Genomic DNA, 13,652 nt, shown 5'->3' with positions numbered 1-13,652 from the left:
GCCTGCGCCTCAGCGCGCCTTTCGGACGTATTCCGCGCTGCCCGGTGTGGAGACGTTCACGTCCCGGCGGACGATGCTCAGCCGGTCGCCCCAGTGCGCGAGGGCCTTGCGCAGGCCGCTGTCGGTGTACTCGACGTCCACCACCCGGTCCGCGAACGCCTTGGCGTACACCCCGCACTCGTCGTACTGCCCGCACTCCTCGGTGACCGCGAAGTCCAGCCCTGTCCGCTGTCGCCGTCCGGCCAGTTCGGCGGTGTTCTTCTGCCCGACGGCGAGGTGCCGGGCGTGCGCGTGCCGCGAGAGCAGGCGCATGAACGCGCTCGCGTCGGCGGCCGTGAGCAGGTGCCGGGAGCGGGTGTAGCTGTCGTAGTTGTCCGGCTCGACGGCGTCGAAACCCTTCTGCGCGCACGTGTCGATCCACCGGTTCACCCGCTCGGCCACGCGCTCGCGCCGGGCCGGGGTGCGCAGGTCGAGCAGCGCCTCGTTCCAGTCCGCGTCGATGACCACCCTGCCGCGGGCGTCGCGTAGCAGCAGGTCCGCGGGCCAGGAGGAGCGCTCCTGCGGCTGGGCCTGGAAGGCGTTGACGTAGCAGATGTTGTACAGCCCCGGCGCCGGGGAGCCGGACCGGTCGCGGCTGACGATCCGGACACCGGCGGGCGGGGGATAGGCGCCGCCGATCTGGTAGTCGAAGCCGGCGTGGCGCGGCGGTAGGCGTACCGCGGCGGGTTTCGGGGACGACCCCTTCCCGGTGTCGCCGAGATCGCAGCCGGCCAACGAGGTCACCACGAGGGCCAGGGCGAGCAGCGTGGCCCCGGCGGTTCCCGCCCCGGGACCCTTGGCGCGGCCCGCACTCGGTGGGCCCGTCCCCTTCGTGGGCACGTCCGCTCCATCCTGCCCCCGCCGGCCGGCGCGGCACGTGTCAGGATCCAATCGCCCGCGCACGGCGGCAGTCAAGTCGGCCCCGGAGCAGGACGTACGCTCCTGAGTGACCATCGCCCCCGAAGTCAGGAGCAGCAACGATGCAGTACGTGAAGCTCGGTTCGACGGGCCTGGACGTGTCGCGGATCTGCCTGGGCTGCATGACCTACGGTCTGCCCGACCGCGGCGCGCACGAGTGGACGCTCGACGAGGAGGCCTCCCGTCCGCTCGTCCGGCAGGCGCTGGACGCGGGCGTCAACTTCTTCGACACCGCCAACGTCTACTCCGACGGCACCAGCGAGGAGATCGTCGGCAAGGCCCTGCGTGACTTCGCCGACCGCGACGAGATCGTCCTGGCCACCAAGGTGCACGGCCGGATGCGGCCCGGACCCAACGGCGGCGGCCTCTCCCGCAAGGCCATCCTGTCCGAGATCGACCACAGCCTGCGCCGCCTCGGCACCGACTACGTGGACCTCTACCAGATCCACCGCTACGACCACGCCACGCCCATCGAGGAGACGATGGAGGCGCTGCACGACCTGGTCAAGGCGGGCAAGGTGCGCTACATCGGGGCGAGTTCGATGTACGCGTGGGAGTTCTCCAAAGCCCAGTACACGGCCGAGCTGCACGGCTGGACCAAGTTCGTGTCCATGCAGAACCACTACAACCTGCTCTACCGCGAGGAGGAGCGGGAGATGCTGCCGCTCTGCGCGGACCAGGGCGTGAGCGCCCTGCCGTGGAGCCCGCTGGCTCGCGGCCGGCTCACCCGGGACTGGGGCACCGTCACCGAGCGCAGCGCCAACGACAACTTCGGCAGCCGCCTCTACTTGGACAGCGACCGCTCGATCGTCGAGGCCGTCACTCGGATCGCGCAGGACCGGGGTGTCCCGCGCGCCCAGGTGGCCCTGGCCTGGCTGCTGCACCAGGACACGGTGGCCGCACCGATCGTCGGCGCGGCCAGGCCGCAGCACATCGAGGACGCCGTGGCCGCGGTCGAACTGCAGCTGAGCGACAAGGAGATCGAGGAGCTGGAGCAGCCCTACACCCCGCGCGCGATCAGCGGCCACTGACGGCTCAGTGGGGTCCGTGCGGCACGAACCCCGTGCGGCACGGACCGGCACCCCCGCTCTCCGGCAGCGGGACCCGCTCGCCGGACATGGTCGGCGTCCGGTAGTGGCCGCCGGTGCGCTCGGCCGAACGGCGGGGAGGAACCGGTCGTGGTGGCCCACGGCAGCCTGGCGCGGGAGCCGGCCCTGTGCGCGCGGGAAGAGGTCCTGTTGCTCGCCGCGTCCGGCACCCGGGCACCGGCATACGAGCCGGGCGCCGACGCCCGGGTGCGCCGCGCCGAGGAACTGATGGCCGCCGACCCGGGCGTCCCGCACACGGTCCACTCGCTCGCCGAGAGCGTCGCCCTCCTCCCCGTCCCGGTTCGCCCACCTGTTCACCCTGCGCACCGGCGGCCCGCCCGTGCGGGCCCTGCGCGAGGCCCGGCTGCGGCGTGCCGCCCGGCTGCTGGTTACCGACCTGGCCGTGGAACGGGTGGCGGCGGCATCGGGATTCCCGGGCCCGTTTCACTTCAGCCGGGTCTTCCGCGAGCGCTACGGAGTGCCGCCGGGCGTCTGCCGGGCAGGTGAACGGCCGTAATCCCCGGCGATGGCTTCCATTGACAGGATGTCAATGAAAAGGTCGCCGAACCCCATGCCCGGGCGCGAGAGATCTCTTGTTCCGTAGTGCCGGGCTGTGCAAAAGTGTGCGCTGTCGGCGTGCAGACAATTACATTTTCCGCTGCATGCGCCAGGCCGCTCCCGTACGCCCCCCACGCTTCAAAAGAGCTGCCCAGCGGACGTTCGAGAGGCCGAATGCCGTGCCAGGCACATTGGTATGGACTAATTCTCGTGTCGCGCCGGAGGAATGCAGCCGTGAATGACGCAGGCCCGTCGGAGTCCGCCCCAACCACCCGCCGCTTCGACGCCTCGGACGAACAGCTGAGCGCCGAACTGAAGAAGTGGACGGGAACGGCACCCGCACTCCACCCGGTCGGCGAACTCCTGGACCGGCACTGGGAAGCGGCCTTCGCCTACGCCCGGCTGTGCACCGACGGGCCCCACGCGGCCGGCATGCTCACCACCGCCGCCTTCACCCGGCTGTTCGGCGAGTCCCTCCGCCAGGCGGGCCCGTCCGCCGCCTGGCGACCCCATCTGCTGGTCACCGTGCGCCGGATCGCGGCCGAGTGGGACGGCGACGGCCGCCAGGAACTCCTGCACCCCACCCTGCGGCCGGGCCCCGGCAGCGATGAGCGTGCGGCCGCCCGGCTGCTCCCGCCGTCCGGGCGGCGGCTGCTGTCCCGCGCCTTCCAGCGGCTGCCCCAGGCCGCCCGCGCCGCGCTGTGGCACACCGAGGTCGAGGCCGAACCCCTGGCCGTCCCGGCCGCGCTGCTGGGACTGGACGAGGAGGAGACCCGGATCGAACTGCGCCGCGCCCGCGAGCGGCTGCGCGAGGAATGCCTCCAGGCCCACCGCGAACTCGCCCCCGAGGCCGAGTGTCGGCGGTATCACCGCATGCTGGACGTCACCTTCCGGCGCGGCGGCGTCGACATCGACCCCGACCTCCAGCAGCACCTGGCCGGTTGCCGGCACTGCCGGCAGACCGGCGACCAGCTCGGCCGGTTCAACGCGGGGCTCGGACTCGCGCTCGCCGAGGCGGTCCTCGGCTGGGGCGCCCGCGCCTACCAGGAGTCCCGGGCGGCCCGTACCGAGGAAGCCACCGCCCCGCAACCGGAATCCGCACCGGCCCCGGCCGCTCCCGCGGGCGGCGAGCCCTTCACCCCCATCGCGGGCACGCGGCTGAAGGTCCCTGCCGGCGGCCCGGACGCGGGTCCGGGACCCATCCGGCGCCAGAGCCCCGCCCGGAGCGCGGACGCGGGTAGGGGACCCCGGCGGCGGAAGGGTCCCGCTGCCGGGCCGGCCGCCGACACCGCTGCCCCCACCGGCCGTCCCGCGCACCGGGCCGCCCGCCGCGCCCGCCGCCGCAACCTCTCCCTGGCCGTCGTCACGGTCAGCGGGCTGGTCGTCCTCCCGCTGGTCCTGTGGGCGGTGCTCGGCTCGGGCGACGACCCCGCCCCGGCCCCGGGCGCCACACCCTCCAGGACTCCGGGCAAGGACTCCACGACACCGGGCCCGTCCTTGGCCGGTGCGAGCGGAACCGCCCAGGGCGCGCTGCGCGGCCGGCTGCACAACCTCGCCTCGGGCCTGTGCGTGGGCGTCGTCGGCAAGAAGGCCGTCAAGGGCGCGGAGACCGAACTCGCCACCTGTTCCTCGAAGGCGAGCCAGCAGTGGACGTACGAGACGGACGGACTGCTGCGCAACTCCTCCGCCCCGGGCCTGTGTCTGGACTCCCACCTCGGCTACTCGGTGCGGCTCGCCCCCTGCTCGGTCACCGGGAAGGCCGCCAGGGACATCCGCTACGACTTCACCCTGCAGGGCGCCCTGATCCCCCGCTCGGACCAGGACTTGGCGCTGACCCCCGCCGCGACCGACGGTTCCGGCGCCCTCGTCCTCAAGAACCGCACCGCGACCTCCGCCCAGCGCTGGACCGTCGACACCACCAAGCCCGACCTGCAGATGGAGAACGTCAACTGGGACGCCGACAGCCCCCTGTCGCCGTCGCCGTCGCCGTCGCCGTCGCCGTCTCCGTCGGCGAAGGCCACGCCCAAGGCCTCCAGGACACCGTCGCCGGCCCCCACCCCGGCGGCGGCCAAGTCCAGCCCCACGCCGTCGCGCGGCGCCACGCCCGACTTCTGCTCGGTCCACCCGTACTACTGCGACGGGGGCGGTGGCTACGGCGGCGGTGGTTACGGCGACGGCACCGGGCGGCGCCACCGCTGAACGGCGGTGCGGCTCCGGCAGCCGGCACGGCGGCACACCGTGAGGCGGCCCGCCGCCCAGGGCCTGGTGCGAAGGTCCCGCCCGCCCCGCGACGCCCGGCACGCCTCCCCACTGCCTTGAGGGCGTGGGGATCCCCTTCACTCGCCGCACCGGGCACAAGCCCAAGTACGTCCAGTACGAAGGCGTCACCCGGCACGCCGAGAGCACGCACCGGACGCCGCGGGGCCGCCCTCCGGGCGAACGACCGGACCTTCGCACCAGGACCTAGCGGTGGTGCGGCGGCGGGGGCGGGATCGTCCCCAGGCCGGGTGCCGGCTCGGGCCACACCAGCAGCACCGGGCAGGGCGCGTGGTCGACGGCGAACCGGACGGCCGGGCCCAGGCTGCGCGGCCCCAGCCGGGAGCGGTCGCCGTCCCGGGCCAGCACCAGCAGATCGGCCCCGTCGGCCGCCGCCACCACCTCCCGCTCGACCCGCCCGGACCGCTCCTCGCGGGCACACGGCCGCCCCAGCCGCTCGGCCGCCGCGTCCAGGAGTTCGGCCGCCGAGCTGCCGCCGAGCGCCTCCAGCCGGCCGCCCGGGTCGCGCTCCGGGTGGCCGCGGCCGAGCAGCCCGGCGAACGCGCCGTGCGCCACCCCGGGCACGTCCGGACCGGTCACGTGCAGCAGCACCACCTCGGCGGCATGCGGGGCGTGGGTGCGGACGGCGTCCACGCAGGCGGGCCAGGTGCCCTCGACGAGCCAGGCGATCACGCGCATCCGGTCGGCCTCCCTCGGCTCATGGATACCCTCGGAGAACCTGCAGCGACCCCCACAGTGCCACCACGGACAGGGCCAGCGCCGAGGGCACGGCGAGCAGGCCGAGACGGGTGAACTCCCCGAGGTCCACGTCGTGCTCGTGCTGGTGCACGATCCGCCGCCACAGCAGCGTGGCGAGCGACCCCGCGTAGGTGAGGTTGGGGCCGATGTTCACCCCGAGCAGCACCGCGAGCACCGCGCCGGAACCCGTGGGAGCGGCGAGCGGCAGCAGCACCAGGACCGCGGGCAGGTTGTTGATGAGGTTCGCGAGGACGGCGGCCAGCGCGGCGGTCCCGAGCAGCGCGGGCAGCCCCGTGCCGCCGGGCAGGACGTGCCCGAGCACGTCGGCGAGCCCGTTGTCGACGACGGCGCGCACCACGATGCCCAGCGCCAGCACGAAGACCAGGAAGGCCGGCGCCGCCGCGCGCACCACGGCCAGCGGGGTCGTCTGCCGCCGTACCAGCGCCCGCCCGGCCAGCACCAGCGCCCCGGCCGCCGCCACCCACGCCGGCTCCACCCCGAACGCCGACGCCACCACGAACCCCGCCAGCGTGCAGCCCACGGTCACCAGCGCGAACAGCGGCAGCCCCGGCGCCTCACCGGCCTCCCCGCCCGCCGGGGCCGCCGCGGTGAGGTCCCGGGCGAAGAACCGCCGGAACACCGCGTACTCGGCGCCGATCGCCACCAGCCAGGGCAGCGCCATCAGCGCCGCGAACCGGGTGAAGCTCAGCCCGCTCGCGGCGAAGGCGAGGAGGTTCGTCAGGTTGGACACGGGCAGCAGCAGCGAGGCCGTGTTCGACAGATGCGTGCAGGCGTACACGTGCGGTTTCGGCCGTACGCCCGTCCGCGCGGCGGTCGCGAAGACGACCGGCGTCAGCAGCACGATCGTGGCGTCCAGGCTGAGCACCGCCGTGATCGCCGAAGCCAGTGCGAACACCGCCGTCAGCAGCCGCACCGGACGGCCCGCCGCCCAGCGCGCCATCCATGCCCCGCACGCCTGGAACAGGCCCTCCACGTCGCAGAAATGGGCGAGCACCAGCACCGCCGCCAGGAACCCCACCACGGGCCCGAGCCGTTCCGCCTCGGCCCGGGCGTGCTCCAGCGAGATCGCCCCGGTGGCGATGGCGATCCCGGCGGCCGGGACGGCCGTCACCGCCTCCGGCCACCCGAAGGGCCGTACGACGGCCCAGGCGAGCACGGCGGCCAGCAGAACGGCGGACAGGACCTCGGCGAGGGGGGTGTTCAGGGCGGGTCCTCCGGATCGATCACGTGGTGCCCGCCCATGAAAACAGACGTGTCGGTGAACGGGTCACGGGGTTCGGGTACCCGCCGGGCCCAGGAACTCGTCCCAGCCGGCCACCGGGGCCTGACCCGGCGCCAGCGTGCGCAGTTTGCGCAGCACCGCCGGGTCCTGCGCCTCCAGCCAGGCCACGAGCTGCTTGAAGGACACGAACCGCACCTCGTCGTACTCCGCCATCCGGCCGATCGCCTCCTCGACGGCGTCCATGTAGATGCCGCCGTTCCAGCGTTCGAAGTGGTTGCCGATGAAGAGGGGAGCGCGGTTGCTGTCGTACGCGCGCCGGAACCCCGCCAGGTAGGTGTCCCGGGCCTGCGCGCGCCAGGCGTCGTAACGGGTGCGGTCGCCCAACGGGTTGCCGCCGGACTGGTTGAACATCATGTTGTAGTCCATCGAGAGCACTTGGAAGGAGTGGCCGGAGAACGGTATGGACTGCAGCGGGAAGTCCCAGATCCGGTTGCCCTGCACCTTGCCCGGCCAGATCTGCAGCCCGCCCGGGCTGCTGGCGTCGTACTTCCAGCCGAGCGCGGCCGCGGTGGGCAGCAGGTTGGCCTGGCCCTCCAGGCACGGGGTGCGGCCGCCGATCAGCTCCTTGCGGTAGTCGAAGGGAAGCGGTTCGAGGTCGGTGAACCCGGTGTTCGTCTTCCACTTGGTGACGAAGTCGATCGCCTGTTCGATCTCGCTGCGCCACTCGGCCGGTGACCAGTTGCGCACGCCGTTCGCCCCGCAGAAGTGCCCGTTGAAATGGGTGCCGATCTCATGACCCTCCAGCCAGGCGGACCGCACCTGCTGGAGCGTGGCGTGGATGTGCCGGTCGGCGAGGTAGCCGATCGCGGACGCGCCGACCGCGTGCTGCGGCGGACGATAGAGGTTCTTCCTGGACTCCGGCAGGGTGTAGATGCCGCTGAGGAAGAAGGTCATCCTGGCGCCGTGGTCGGCCGCGACCTTGCGGAACCGGGAGAACAGCCCGTTGCTCAGCTCGCCGGCGCCGTCCCAGGAGAACACCACGAACTGCGGGGGTTTCTGGCCCGGCTTCAGCCGGGTCGGCCGCGGCTGGTGCGGCTGGGCGCCGGTGTCGGCGGTGGAGCCGTCCCCGATGGGCTTGACCGGCCGGGCCTGCGTGGTGCCCTTGCCGTACGCCGGGTCCTTTCCGCCCACGGACAGCCCGAGGCCGTCGGAGGAGCAGGCGGGCAGGGCCCCGAGGGCGCCCGCAGTCGCCGCCGCCGTCAGCACTCGCCTGCGTGAGATGCCGGTCATGGTCTACCCCGATTTCCTCGTCGCGGCTCCCTGCGGAGCCTTCTCGCTGTGTGGTCGACGGGTTCGATGAGGGGGAGTCGGGGAAAGATCGCGGCGACCGGGACGTGTTGCCGTCCTGTGACACTTGTGGCGCGCACATGACGAACCCCGCTGCCCGGGAGCGGACAGCGGGGTCGACGGGGCGTTCGGTCAGGCGCCGGTGCCGGAGTTGAAGACGGTCAGGAAGACGGAGGACGAGTTCCCGGAGACGGGGACCGGACCGGCCGTCCACGCCACCTTCAGCTGGTCCCGCTCGTCCGGCGGGGTGACCAGCAGCGCCGCGGGCGTGGCCGACTTCGCGCCGCTGACCTCCGGGTTGGAGAAGGTCAGGCCCGCCCAGGCGCTCTGGCCCGGCTTCAGCGTGACCGTCACCGGCGAGCCGGACTCACGCTTGGGGTCGGCGCCGAGCTGGGAGCCGGAGGCGTTCACGAACGCCGCGCCCGGATAGCCGCGCACGGTGCAGGTCCGGCCGGACTTGTTGGTGAGCACGACGGGGAAGTTCTCCTGGCCGGCGCCCGGGTTGTTGCGCCCGACGGAGGCGCGCAGCTCGGAGGTGTGGCACCGGCCGCTGGTGCTGTCGGTCCTGGTGCCGGTGCCGCTGCCGGAGGTGGCCGCCGCCGGGGCGGAGGACGGCGTCGTGCCCTTCGGCGTGGAGACGGCGGCGGACGCGGAGGAGGGAGCCGAGCCCTTCGAGGCCTCGGTCGCCGGACCGGCCGTGCCCGACACCTGCTGCGGCGCGGAGTGGATGTCCGGGCTGCCGCACGCGGTCAGGAGGCCCAGTACGGCGACCGCGCCCGCGAGCAGGGCCCCGCGCTGCAATGACTGGGATGAGTACGCCATGTCGCTCAACACTCCTGGATCGTCATGGCACGCGGCGGACGCGCGCCTACGGCGCCGGGTGCGCCGTCACCACACTTCGATGCACGGGCCACCGGAAAAGTTCGGTCCCCGCGGACTTCTTTTCCCCGCCTTGACCGCGGGCCGACGCCTTCGTGTGTCAGGTGACCTGCAGCGAGCGGAGTATGCCGTCGGTCGCGTCCGCGTCACCCCGCTGGCGCACCTGCACATACACCTGCGGCCGAGCGGAGCCGTCCGCCGGGCCGAGCGCGGACTCGGTGACCGAGCCGCCGTCCGGACACGCGTGCCAGGTCCGGATCCGGCCGTGCCACTCGGCGTCGGCGAAGGTGCGGCTGCCGGCGTAGCGGCAACCGGAGTGGGCGAGGGCGTTCACCCGGGCGGTGACGTCGCCGTGCTCGCTGAGCCCGACGAACACGCCGTCGACCGCGGACCTCAGGTCGGACCAGTGCGCCAGGTCGTCGGCGACCACCAGGCCCGGCTCGTGTCCCGCTGTCAGCCCGAGCGTGTGCGGGTCCCAGCCGGAGTCACGCAGCTCACGGGCCCAGGCCGCGGGCACCTGGACGGCGACCCGGCCGGTGGAGTCCTTCACCGTCGCGCCGTCGGCGGTGCCGGGCCGGTGGAGCACCGCCGTCACCGTGACGGCGGCGGCCGCGGCGGCGAGCACCGCGGCCACCACCAGCGTCACGGTGCTGAGCCGGCCCCGGACGCCGTCGAGCCGCTTGCCCGCCCGGGCGCAGGAGGCAGCCGCCAGTCGGTCCAGCTCGTCAGCGAACGCCTGCGCCCCCGGCCAGCGCCGCTCCCGGTCGGGCTCCAGGGCCCGCAACAGGGCCCGCTCGACGTCCTCGCCGAGGTCCGGTCGCAGCCGCCCGGGCGGCACGACCTTCCCCGGCGGGCCCGGCACGCTCCCGGTGACCAGCTCGTAGCCGACCGCGCCCAGGCTGTAGACGTCGGCGCGCGCGTCGATGCCCTCTCCGGGCTCGGCCTGCTCCGGTGGCTGGTAGCCCGCGGAGCCCGCCGCGAGCGTGAGCACCGAGGCCTGCGCGAGGCTCTTGGCCAGCCCCAGATCGGCCAGGAGCACCCGCCGTTCGCCGTCCGGGGCGGTGTGCAGCAGCACGTTGGTCGGCTTGATGTCGCGGTGCACGATGCCCGCCTCGTGCAGCGCGGCGGCGCTCCGCGCGGCCAGCGCGGTCAGTACCAGCGCCTGGGGCACCGGCAGCGGACCGGCCGCCAGCAGATCGGCGAGGGTGCCGCCGTCGGCGTACTCCATCACGAAGTACGGCCTGCCGTCCGGTAGTTCACCGATGTCGTAGACCTGTACCACCCTGCTGGAGCCGGCCCGGCGCAGCAGCCGCGCCTCGGACAGGAAGCGCTCCCGGATGTCCAGCCGGTGCGCCCAGTTCTCGGCGAGGACCTTCACCGCCACCGGCGCGTCCAGCTCGTCGTCGTGGGCGAGCCACACCGTGGCGAAGGCGCCGCTGCCCAGGCGTCGTTCGAGGCGGTAGCGGCCGATCCGCTCCAGGGAGTGCATACGACTATCATGCCTGGCCTGAGATCGACTTGGAGGGGGCCCTGACGTGCAGGACGCGGTGACCGCCGAAGACCTCGCCCGGCGCGCCGCGGCGGGTGACCGGGCGGCCCTTGACCGGCTGCTGACCGAGCTGCGGCCCGAGGTCGTGCGCCGCTGCGGGCGCTTCCTGCCGTGCCGTGAGGACGCCGAGGAGGCCGCGCAGGACGTGCTGCTCCAGGTGGCCCGGCACATCTCCGCCTTCGAGGGCCGCAGCCGCTTCAGCACCTGGCTGTACACCGTCGTCGCCAACTGCTGCCGGCAGAAGTACCGCGAGCTGAAGCGGCGGGCCGCGGAACAGCCCGCGGTCATCCAGCCCGCCGAGCACATCGACCCGCGCACCACCAGCGTCATCGCGGGCTCGCGGATCGATCTGCTGGAGGCCCTGGACCGGCTGGAGCGCGAGCACCCGCACCTGGTCGCACCCCTGGTCTACCGGGACATCTGCCAACTGGAGTACGCCGAGGTCGCCGAGCGCGTCGGTATCCCGCTCGGCACCCTCAAGTCCCGGCTGCACGAGGCCCGCAAACAGGTGCGGCCCTGGCTGCGGGGCTACTGATCCTCCTCCAGCAGGCCCAGCTCGGCCCAGATCGTCTTGCCCTCCGCGGTGTGCCTGCTGCCCCACCGCTGGGTGAGCTGGGCGACCAGCAGCAGCCCGCGGCCGCCCTCGTCGAAGGTCTTGGCACGCCTGAGGTGCGGGGCGGTGTGGCTGGTGTCGGACACCTCGACGATCAGCGTGGCCGCGTCGTGGATCAGCCGCAGCCGGATCGGGCGCGAGCCGTACCGGATGGCGTTGGTGACCAGCTCGCTCACCACGAGCTCCGCCGTGAACGCGATCCCGCTCAGCGACCAGCGCTCCAGCTGCTCCACGACCTGCTTGCGGACCGGCGCGACCAGCGCCGGGTCGGCGGGGATGTCCCAGGTCGCCACCTGGGAGGCGGGCAGCCCCCGGGTGCGGGCCAGCAGCAGCGCCACGTCGTCGGGGGCGCCGCCCCGCGGCAGCAGGGCGTGCAGGATGCGGTCGCAGGTCTCGTCCAGGGAGTCCGCGTACGTCCTGAGCGCCTGGAACAGCGGCTCCCGCCCGGCATCCACGGCGCGCTCCGGCGACAGCATCAGACCGTCCGTGTACAGGGCCAGGACGGTGCCCTCGGGCAGCTCCACCTCGGCCGACTCGAAGGGCAGCCCGCCCAGGCCGAGCGGGGGCCCGGCGGGCAGGTCCAGCTGGTGGGGCTCGCCGCCCGGCTCCAGCACCACGGGCGGCGGCAGCCCGGCCCGGGCCAGGGTGCAGCGCCGCGACACCGGGTCGTACACGGCGTACAGGCAGGTGGCGCCGACCTCGCCGGTGCTGCCGTCGCCGCCGGACTCCTCCGACAGCCGGACCACCAGGTCGTCGAGGTGGGTGAGCAGTTCGTCCGGGGCCAGGTCGATGTCGGCGAGGGTACGGACGGCGGTGCGCAGCCGGCCCATCGTGGCCGAGGCCTGGATACCGTGCCCGACGACGTCCCCGACGACCATCGCCACCCGCATCCCGGACAGCGGGATCACGTCGAACCAGTCGCCGCCCACCCCGGCCCGGGCCGCCGGCAGATACCGGGAGGAGGCCTCCAGGGCGGCCGTGCGCGGGAGGCTGCGGGGCAGCAGGCTGCGCTGCAGCGCGAGGGCGGTGTCGCGCTCGCGGGAGTAGCGGCGGGCGTTGTCGATGCAGACGGCGGCCCGGGCGGTGATCTCCTCGGCCAGCAGCATGTCGTCGTCGGTGAACGGATCCCCGCGCCGGTGCCGGGTGAGCACGGCGACCCCGAGGGTCAGCCCGCGGGCCTGGATGGGCACCGACATCCAGGAGTGGATGCCGAACTCCCGCACCCGCTCGCCGCGCGCCGGGTTCCAGGTCAGCCACTGGTCCAGGTCACCCCCGGCGACCGAGGCCCGGACGGTGCGGCCGGCGGTCAGTGAGCCGGCCTGCGGGGAGAAGGCCGGGTACACCTCCACCAGTCCGGGCTTGGCCACCGCCTCCGGAACGCCCCTGAGGACCGACTGGTGCGCGACCCGGCGCAGGTTCACCGGGGCCGTGATGCGGGCCGGGGGCTCGCCGCCGTACTCGTCGGGGTCCAGCAGGTCGATGGTGACGAAGTCGGCGAGCGCCGGCACGCACACGTCTGCCAGCTCCTGCGCCGTATGGGTGACGTCGAGGGTGGAGCCGATGCGCACGCTCGCCTCGTTCACGATCTGCAGCCGCTGCCTGGCCCGGTGGTTCTCGGTGACGTCGTGTGCCGCCATGCACACACCCCGCACCCGGCCGTCGGTGTCGGTGACCGGTGCCATCCGGGCCAGCCAGGCGTGTGCCCGGTCCGTGCCGCCGGTGCGCATGAACGTCTGAACGTCCAGCGGCCGGCCCGTGGTGAGCGCCTGGAGCATGCCCTGCTCCAGCTCCTCGCTCTGCGGCTTGCCGCCGATCTCCGAGAGCCTCAGGCCGCGCAGGCGCTCCTCGGGCAGCCCGATGACCTCGGCCATGGCGTCGTTCATCAGGCGCAGTCGCAGCGCCTCGTCGTACACGGCGAGGGCGCACGGTGACTGGATCAGGGCCGCCCGGCCGAGCGGATCGTCCGGGGAGCCGGGGTCCGGGCCGGTCAGCGGGGTGACCACGAGCCAGTCGCCGCAGCTACCGTCGCGCGCCGGGCGACGGTGGGCGAGCAGCCACACGGAGACCGTACGGCCGTCCCGGTGGCGCAATCCGACCGTTCCCGCCCAGCGCGGGCCGCCCGGCAGGGTGGCCGTGCCGTTCCCGGCCAGCAACTGGGCGGCGGGGCGGCCCACGACGGCGTCGGCCGGGTGGCCGAGCAGGCGCCGCGCACCCTCGTTCCACTCCACCAGCGTTCCGTCGTCGTCGATGACAGCCCGGGCCGTCGCCGCATCGTCGAACGGATAGACCCGGCTCATCGTCGCCGCTCCCAAGCGCACACTCACAGTGAACAGGTAGCACCACTTGCGTCCAGCGTAGTGCGTCCCGCTCTCCCGTGAACCGCGACCCCCTGCATCCCGGCCG

At 73.7% G+C, this 13,652-nt stretch carries 10 protein-coding genes and 2 pseudogenes; 4 read left to right on the top strand and 8 right to left on the bottom strand.

From position 1 onward, the window contains the following. Positions 1–9: 9 nt before the first annotated feature. The gene (locus tag ACFZDC_RS02095) at positions 10–795 is read right to left on the bottom strand and encodes an endo alpha-1,4 polygalactosaminidase (RefSeq protein ID WP_391319709.1); all 786 of its coding nucleotides are present in this window, start codon (positions 793–795) and stop codon (positions 10–12) included. A gap of 224 nt (positions 796–1,019) precedes the next feature. Here ACFZDC_RS02095 and ACFZDC_RS02090 point away from each other — a divergent pair, with 224 nt between their 5' ends. Continuing rightward, positions 1,020–1,988 (top strand): aldo/keto reductase, encoded by a 969-nt coding sequence (locus tag ACFZDC_RS02090; RefSeq protein ID WP_391319429.1) that lies wholly within the window; start codon positions 1,020–1,022, stop codon positions 1,986–1,988. A gap of 4 nt (positions 1,989–1,992) precedes the next feature. Here ACFZDC_RS02090 and ACFZDC_RS02085 read toward each other — a convergent pair. Further along, positions 1,993–2,118 (bottom strand): annotated as a pseudogene (locus tag ACFZDC_RS02085) (phytanoyl-CoA dioxygenase family protein); the annotation flags it as partial. A gap of 11 nt (positions 2,119–2,129) precedes the next feature. Here ACFZDC_RS02085 and ACFZDC_RS02080 point away from each other — a divergent pair. Together ACFZDC_RS02080 and ACFZDC_RS02075 are read left to right on the top strand one after the other, a co-directional pair. Then, a pseudogene (locus ACFZDC_RS02080) lies at positions 2,130–2,562 on the top strand (helix-turn-helix domain-containing protein); the annotation flags it as partial. Between the two features lie 275 nt (positions 2,563–2,837). Beyond that, positions 2,838–4,802, top strand: a complete 1,965-nt coding sequence (locus ACFZDC_RS02075) for a ricin-type beta-trefoil lectin domain protein (protein WP_391319428.1) — start codon at positions 2,838–2,840, stop codon at positions 4,800–4,802. A 264-nt stretch (positions 4,803–5,066) separates the two neighbouring features. Here ACFZDC_RS02075 and ACFZDC_RS02070 read toward each other — a convergent pair whose 3' ends face one another. From ACFZDC_RS02070 to ACFZDC_RS02050, 5 genes are all read right to left on the bottom strand, one after another. After that, a complete protein-coding gene (locus tag ACFZDC_RS02070; RefSeq protein WP_391319427.1) occupies positions 5,067–5,558 on the bottom strand; it encodes a universal stress protein in 492 nt (163 codons plus the stop codon). 19 nt (positions 5,559–5,577) lie between these two features. Then, on the bottom strand, positions 5,578–6,843 hold the full coding sequence (locus tag ACFZDC_RS02065) for an SLC13 family permease (RefSeq protein ID WP_391319708.1): 1,266 nt from the start codon (positions 6,841–6,843) through the stop codon (positions 5,578–5,580). Positions 6,844–6,906: 63 nt separating this feature from the next. Next, complete coding sequence (locus ACFZDC_RS02060; protein ID WP_391319426.1) at positions 6,907–8,151, bottom strand: hypothetical protein; 1,245 nt, start codon at positions 8,149–8,151, stop codon at positions 6,907–6,909. A 189-nt stretch (positions 8,152–8,340) separates the two neighbouring features. After that, positions 8,341–9,030: a DUF4232 domain-containing protein gene (locus ACFZDC_RS02055; protein ID WP_391319425.1), complete on the bottom strand. Its 690-nt coding sequence runs from the start codon at positions 9,028–9,030 to the stop codon at positions 8,341–8,343. Between the two features lie 157 nt (positions 9,031–9,187). After that, positions 9,188–10,576, bottom strand: coding sequence for a protein kinase (locus ACFZDC_RS02050; RefSeq protein WP_391319424.1), 1,389 nt, complete (start codon positions 10,574–10,576; stop codon positions 9,188–9,190). 46 nt (positions 10,577–10,622) lie between these two features. Between ACFZDC_RS02050 and ACFZDC_RS02045 the strand changes: the two genes are divergently transcribed. Continuing rightward, entirely contained in the window at positions 10,623–11,171 is a 549-nt protein-coding gene (locus ACFZDC_RS02045; protein ID WP_391319423.1) for a sigma-70 family RNA polymerase sigma factor, read from the top strand. Here the strand turns inward: ACFZDC_RS02045 and ACFZDC_RS02040 are convergent. Then, on the bottom strand, positions 11,165–13,546 hold the full coding sequence (locus ACFZDC_RS02040) for a SpoIIE family protein phosphatase (protein WP_391319422.1): 2,382 nt from the start codon (positions 13,544–13,546) through the stop codon (positions 11,165–11,167). The genes ACFZDC_RS02045 and ACFZDC_RS02040 overlap by 7 nt on opposite strands. Positions 13,547–13,652 lie beyond the last annotated feature (106 nt).

The organism is Streptomyces sp. NPDC007905, from assembly GCF_042959345.1.
Classification (GTDB): domain Bacteria; phylum Actinomycetota; class Actinomycetes; order Streptomycetales; family Streptomycetaceae; genus Streptomyces.
The sequence above is the reverse complement of the archived record's forward strand: the minus strand, read 5'-3'. Positions and strand labels throughout refer to the sequence as shown.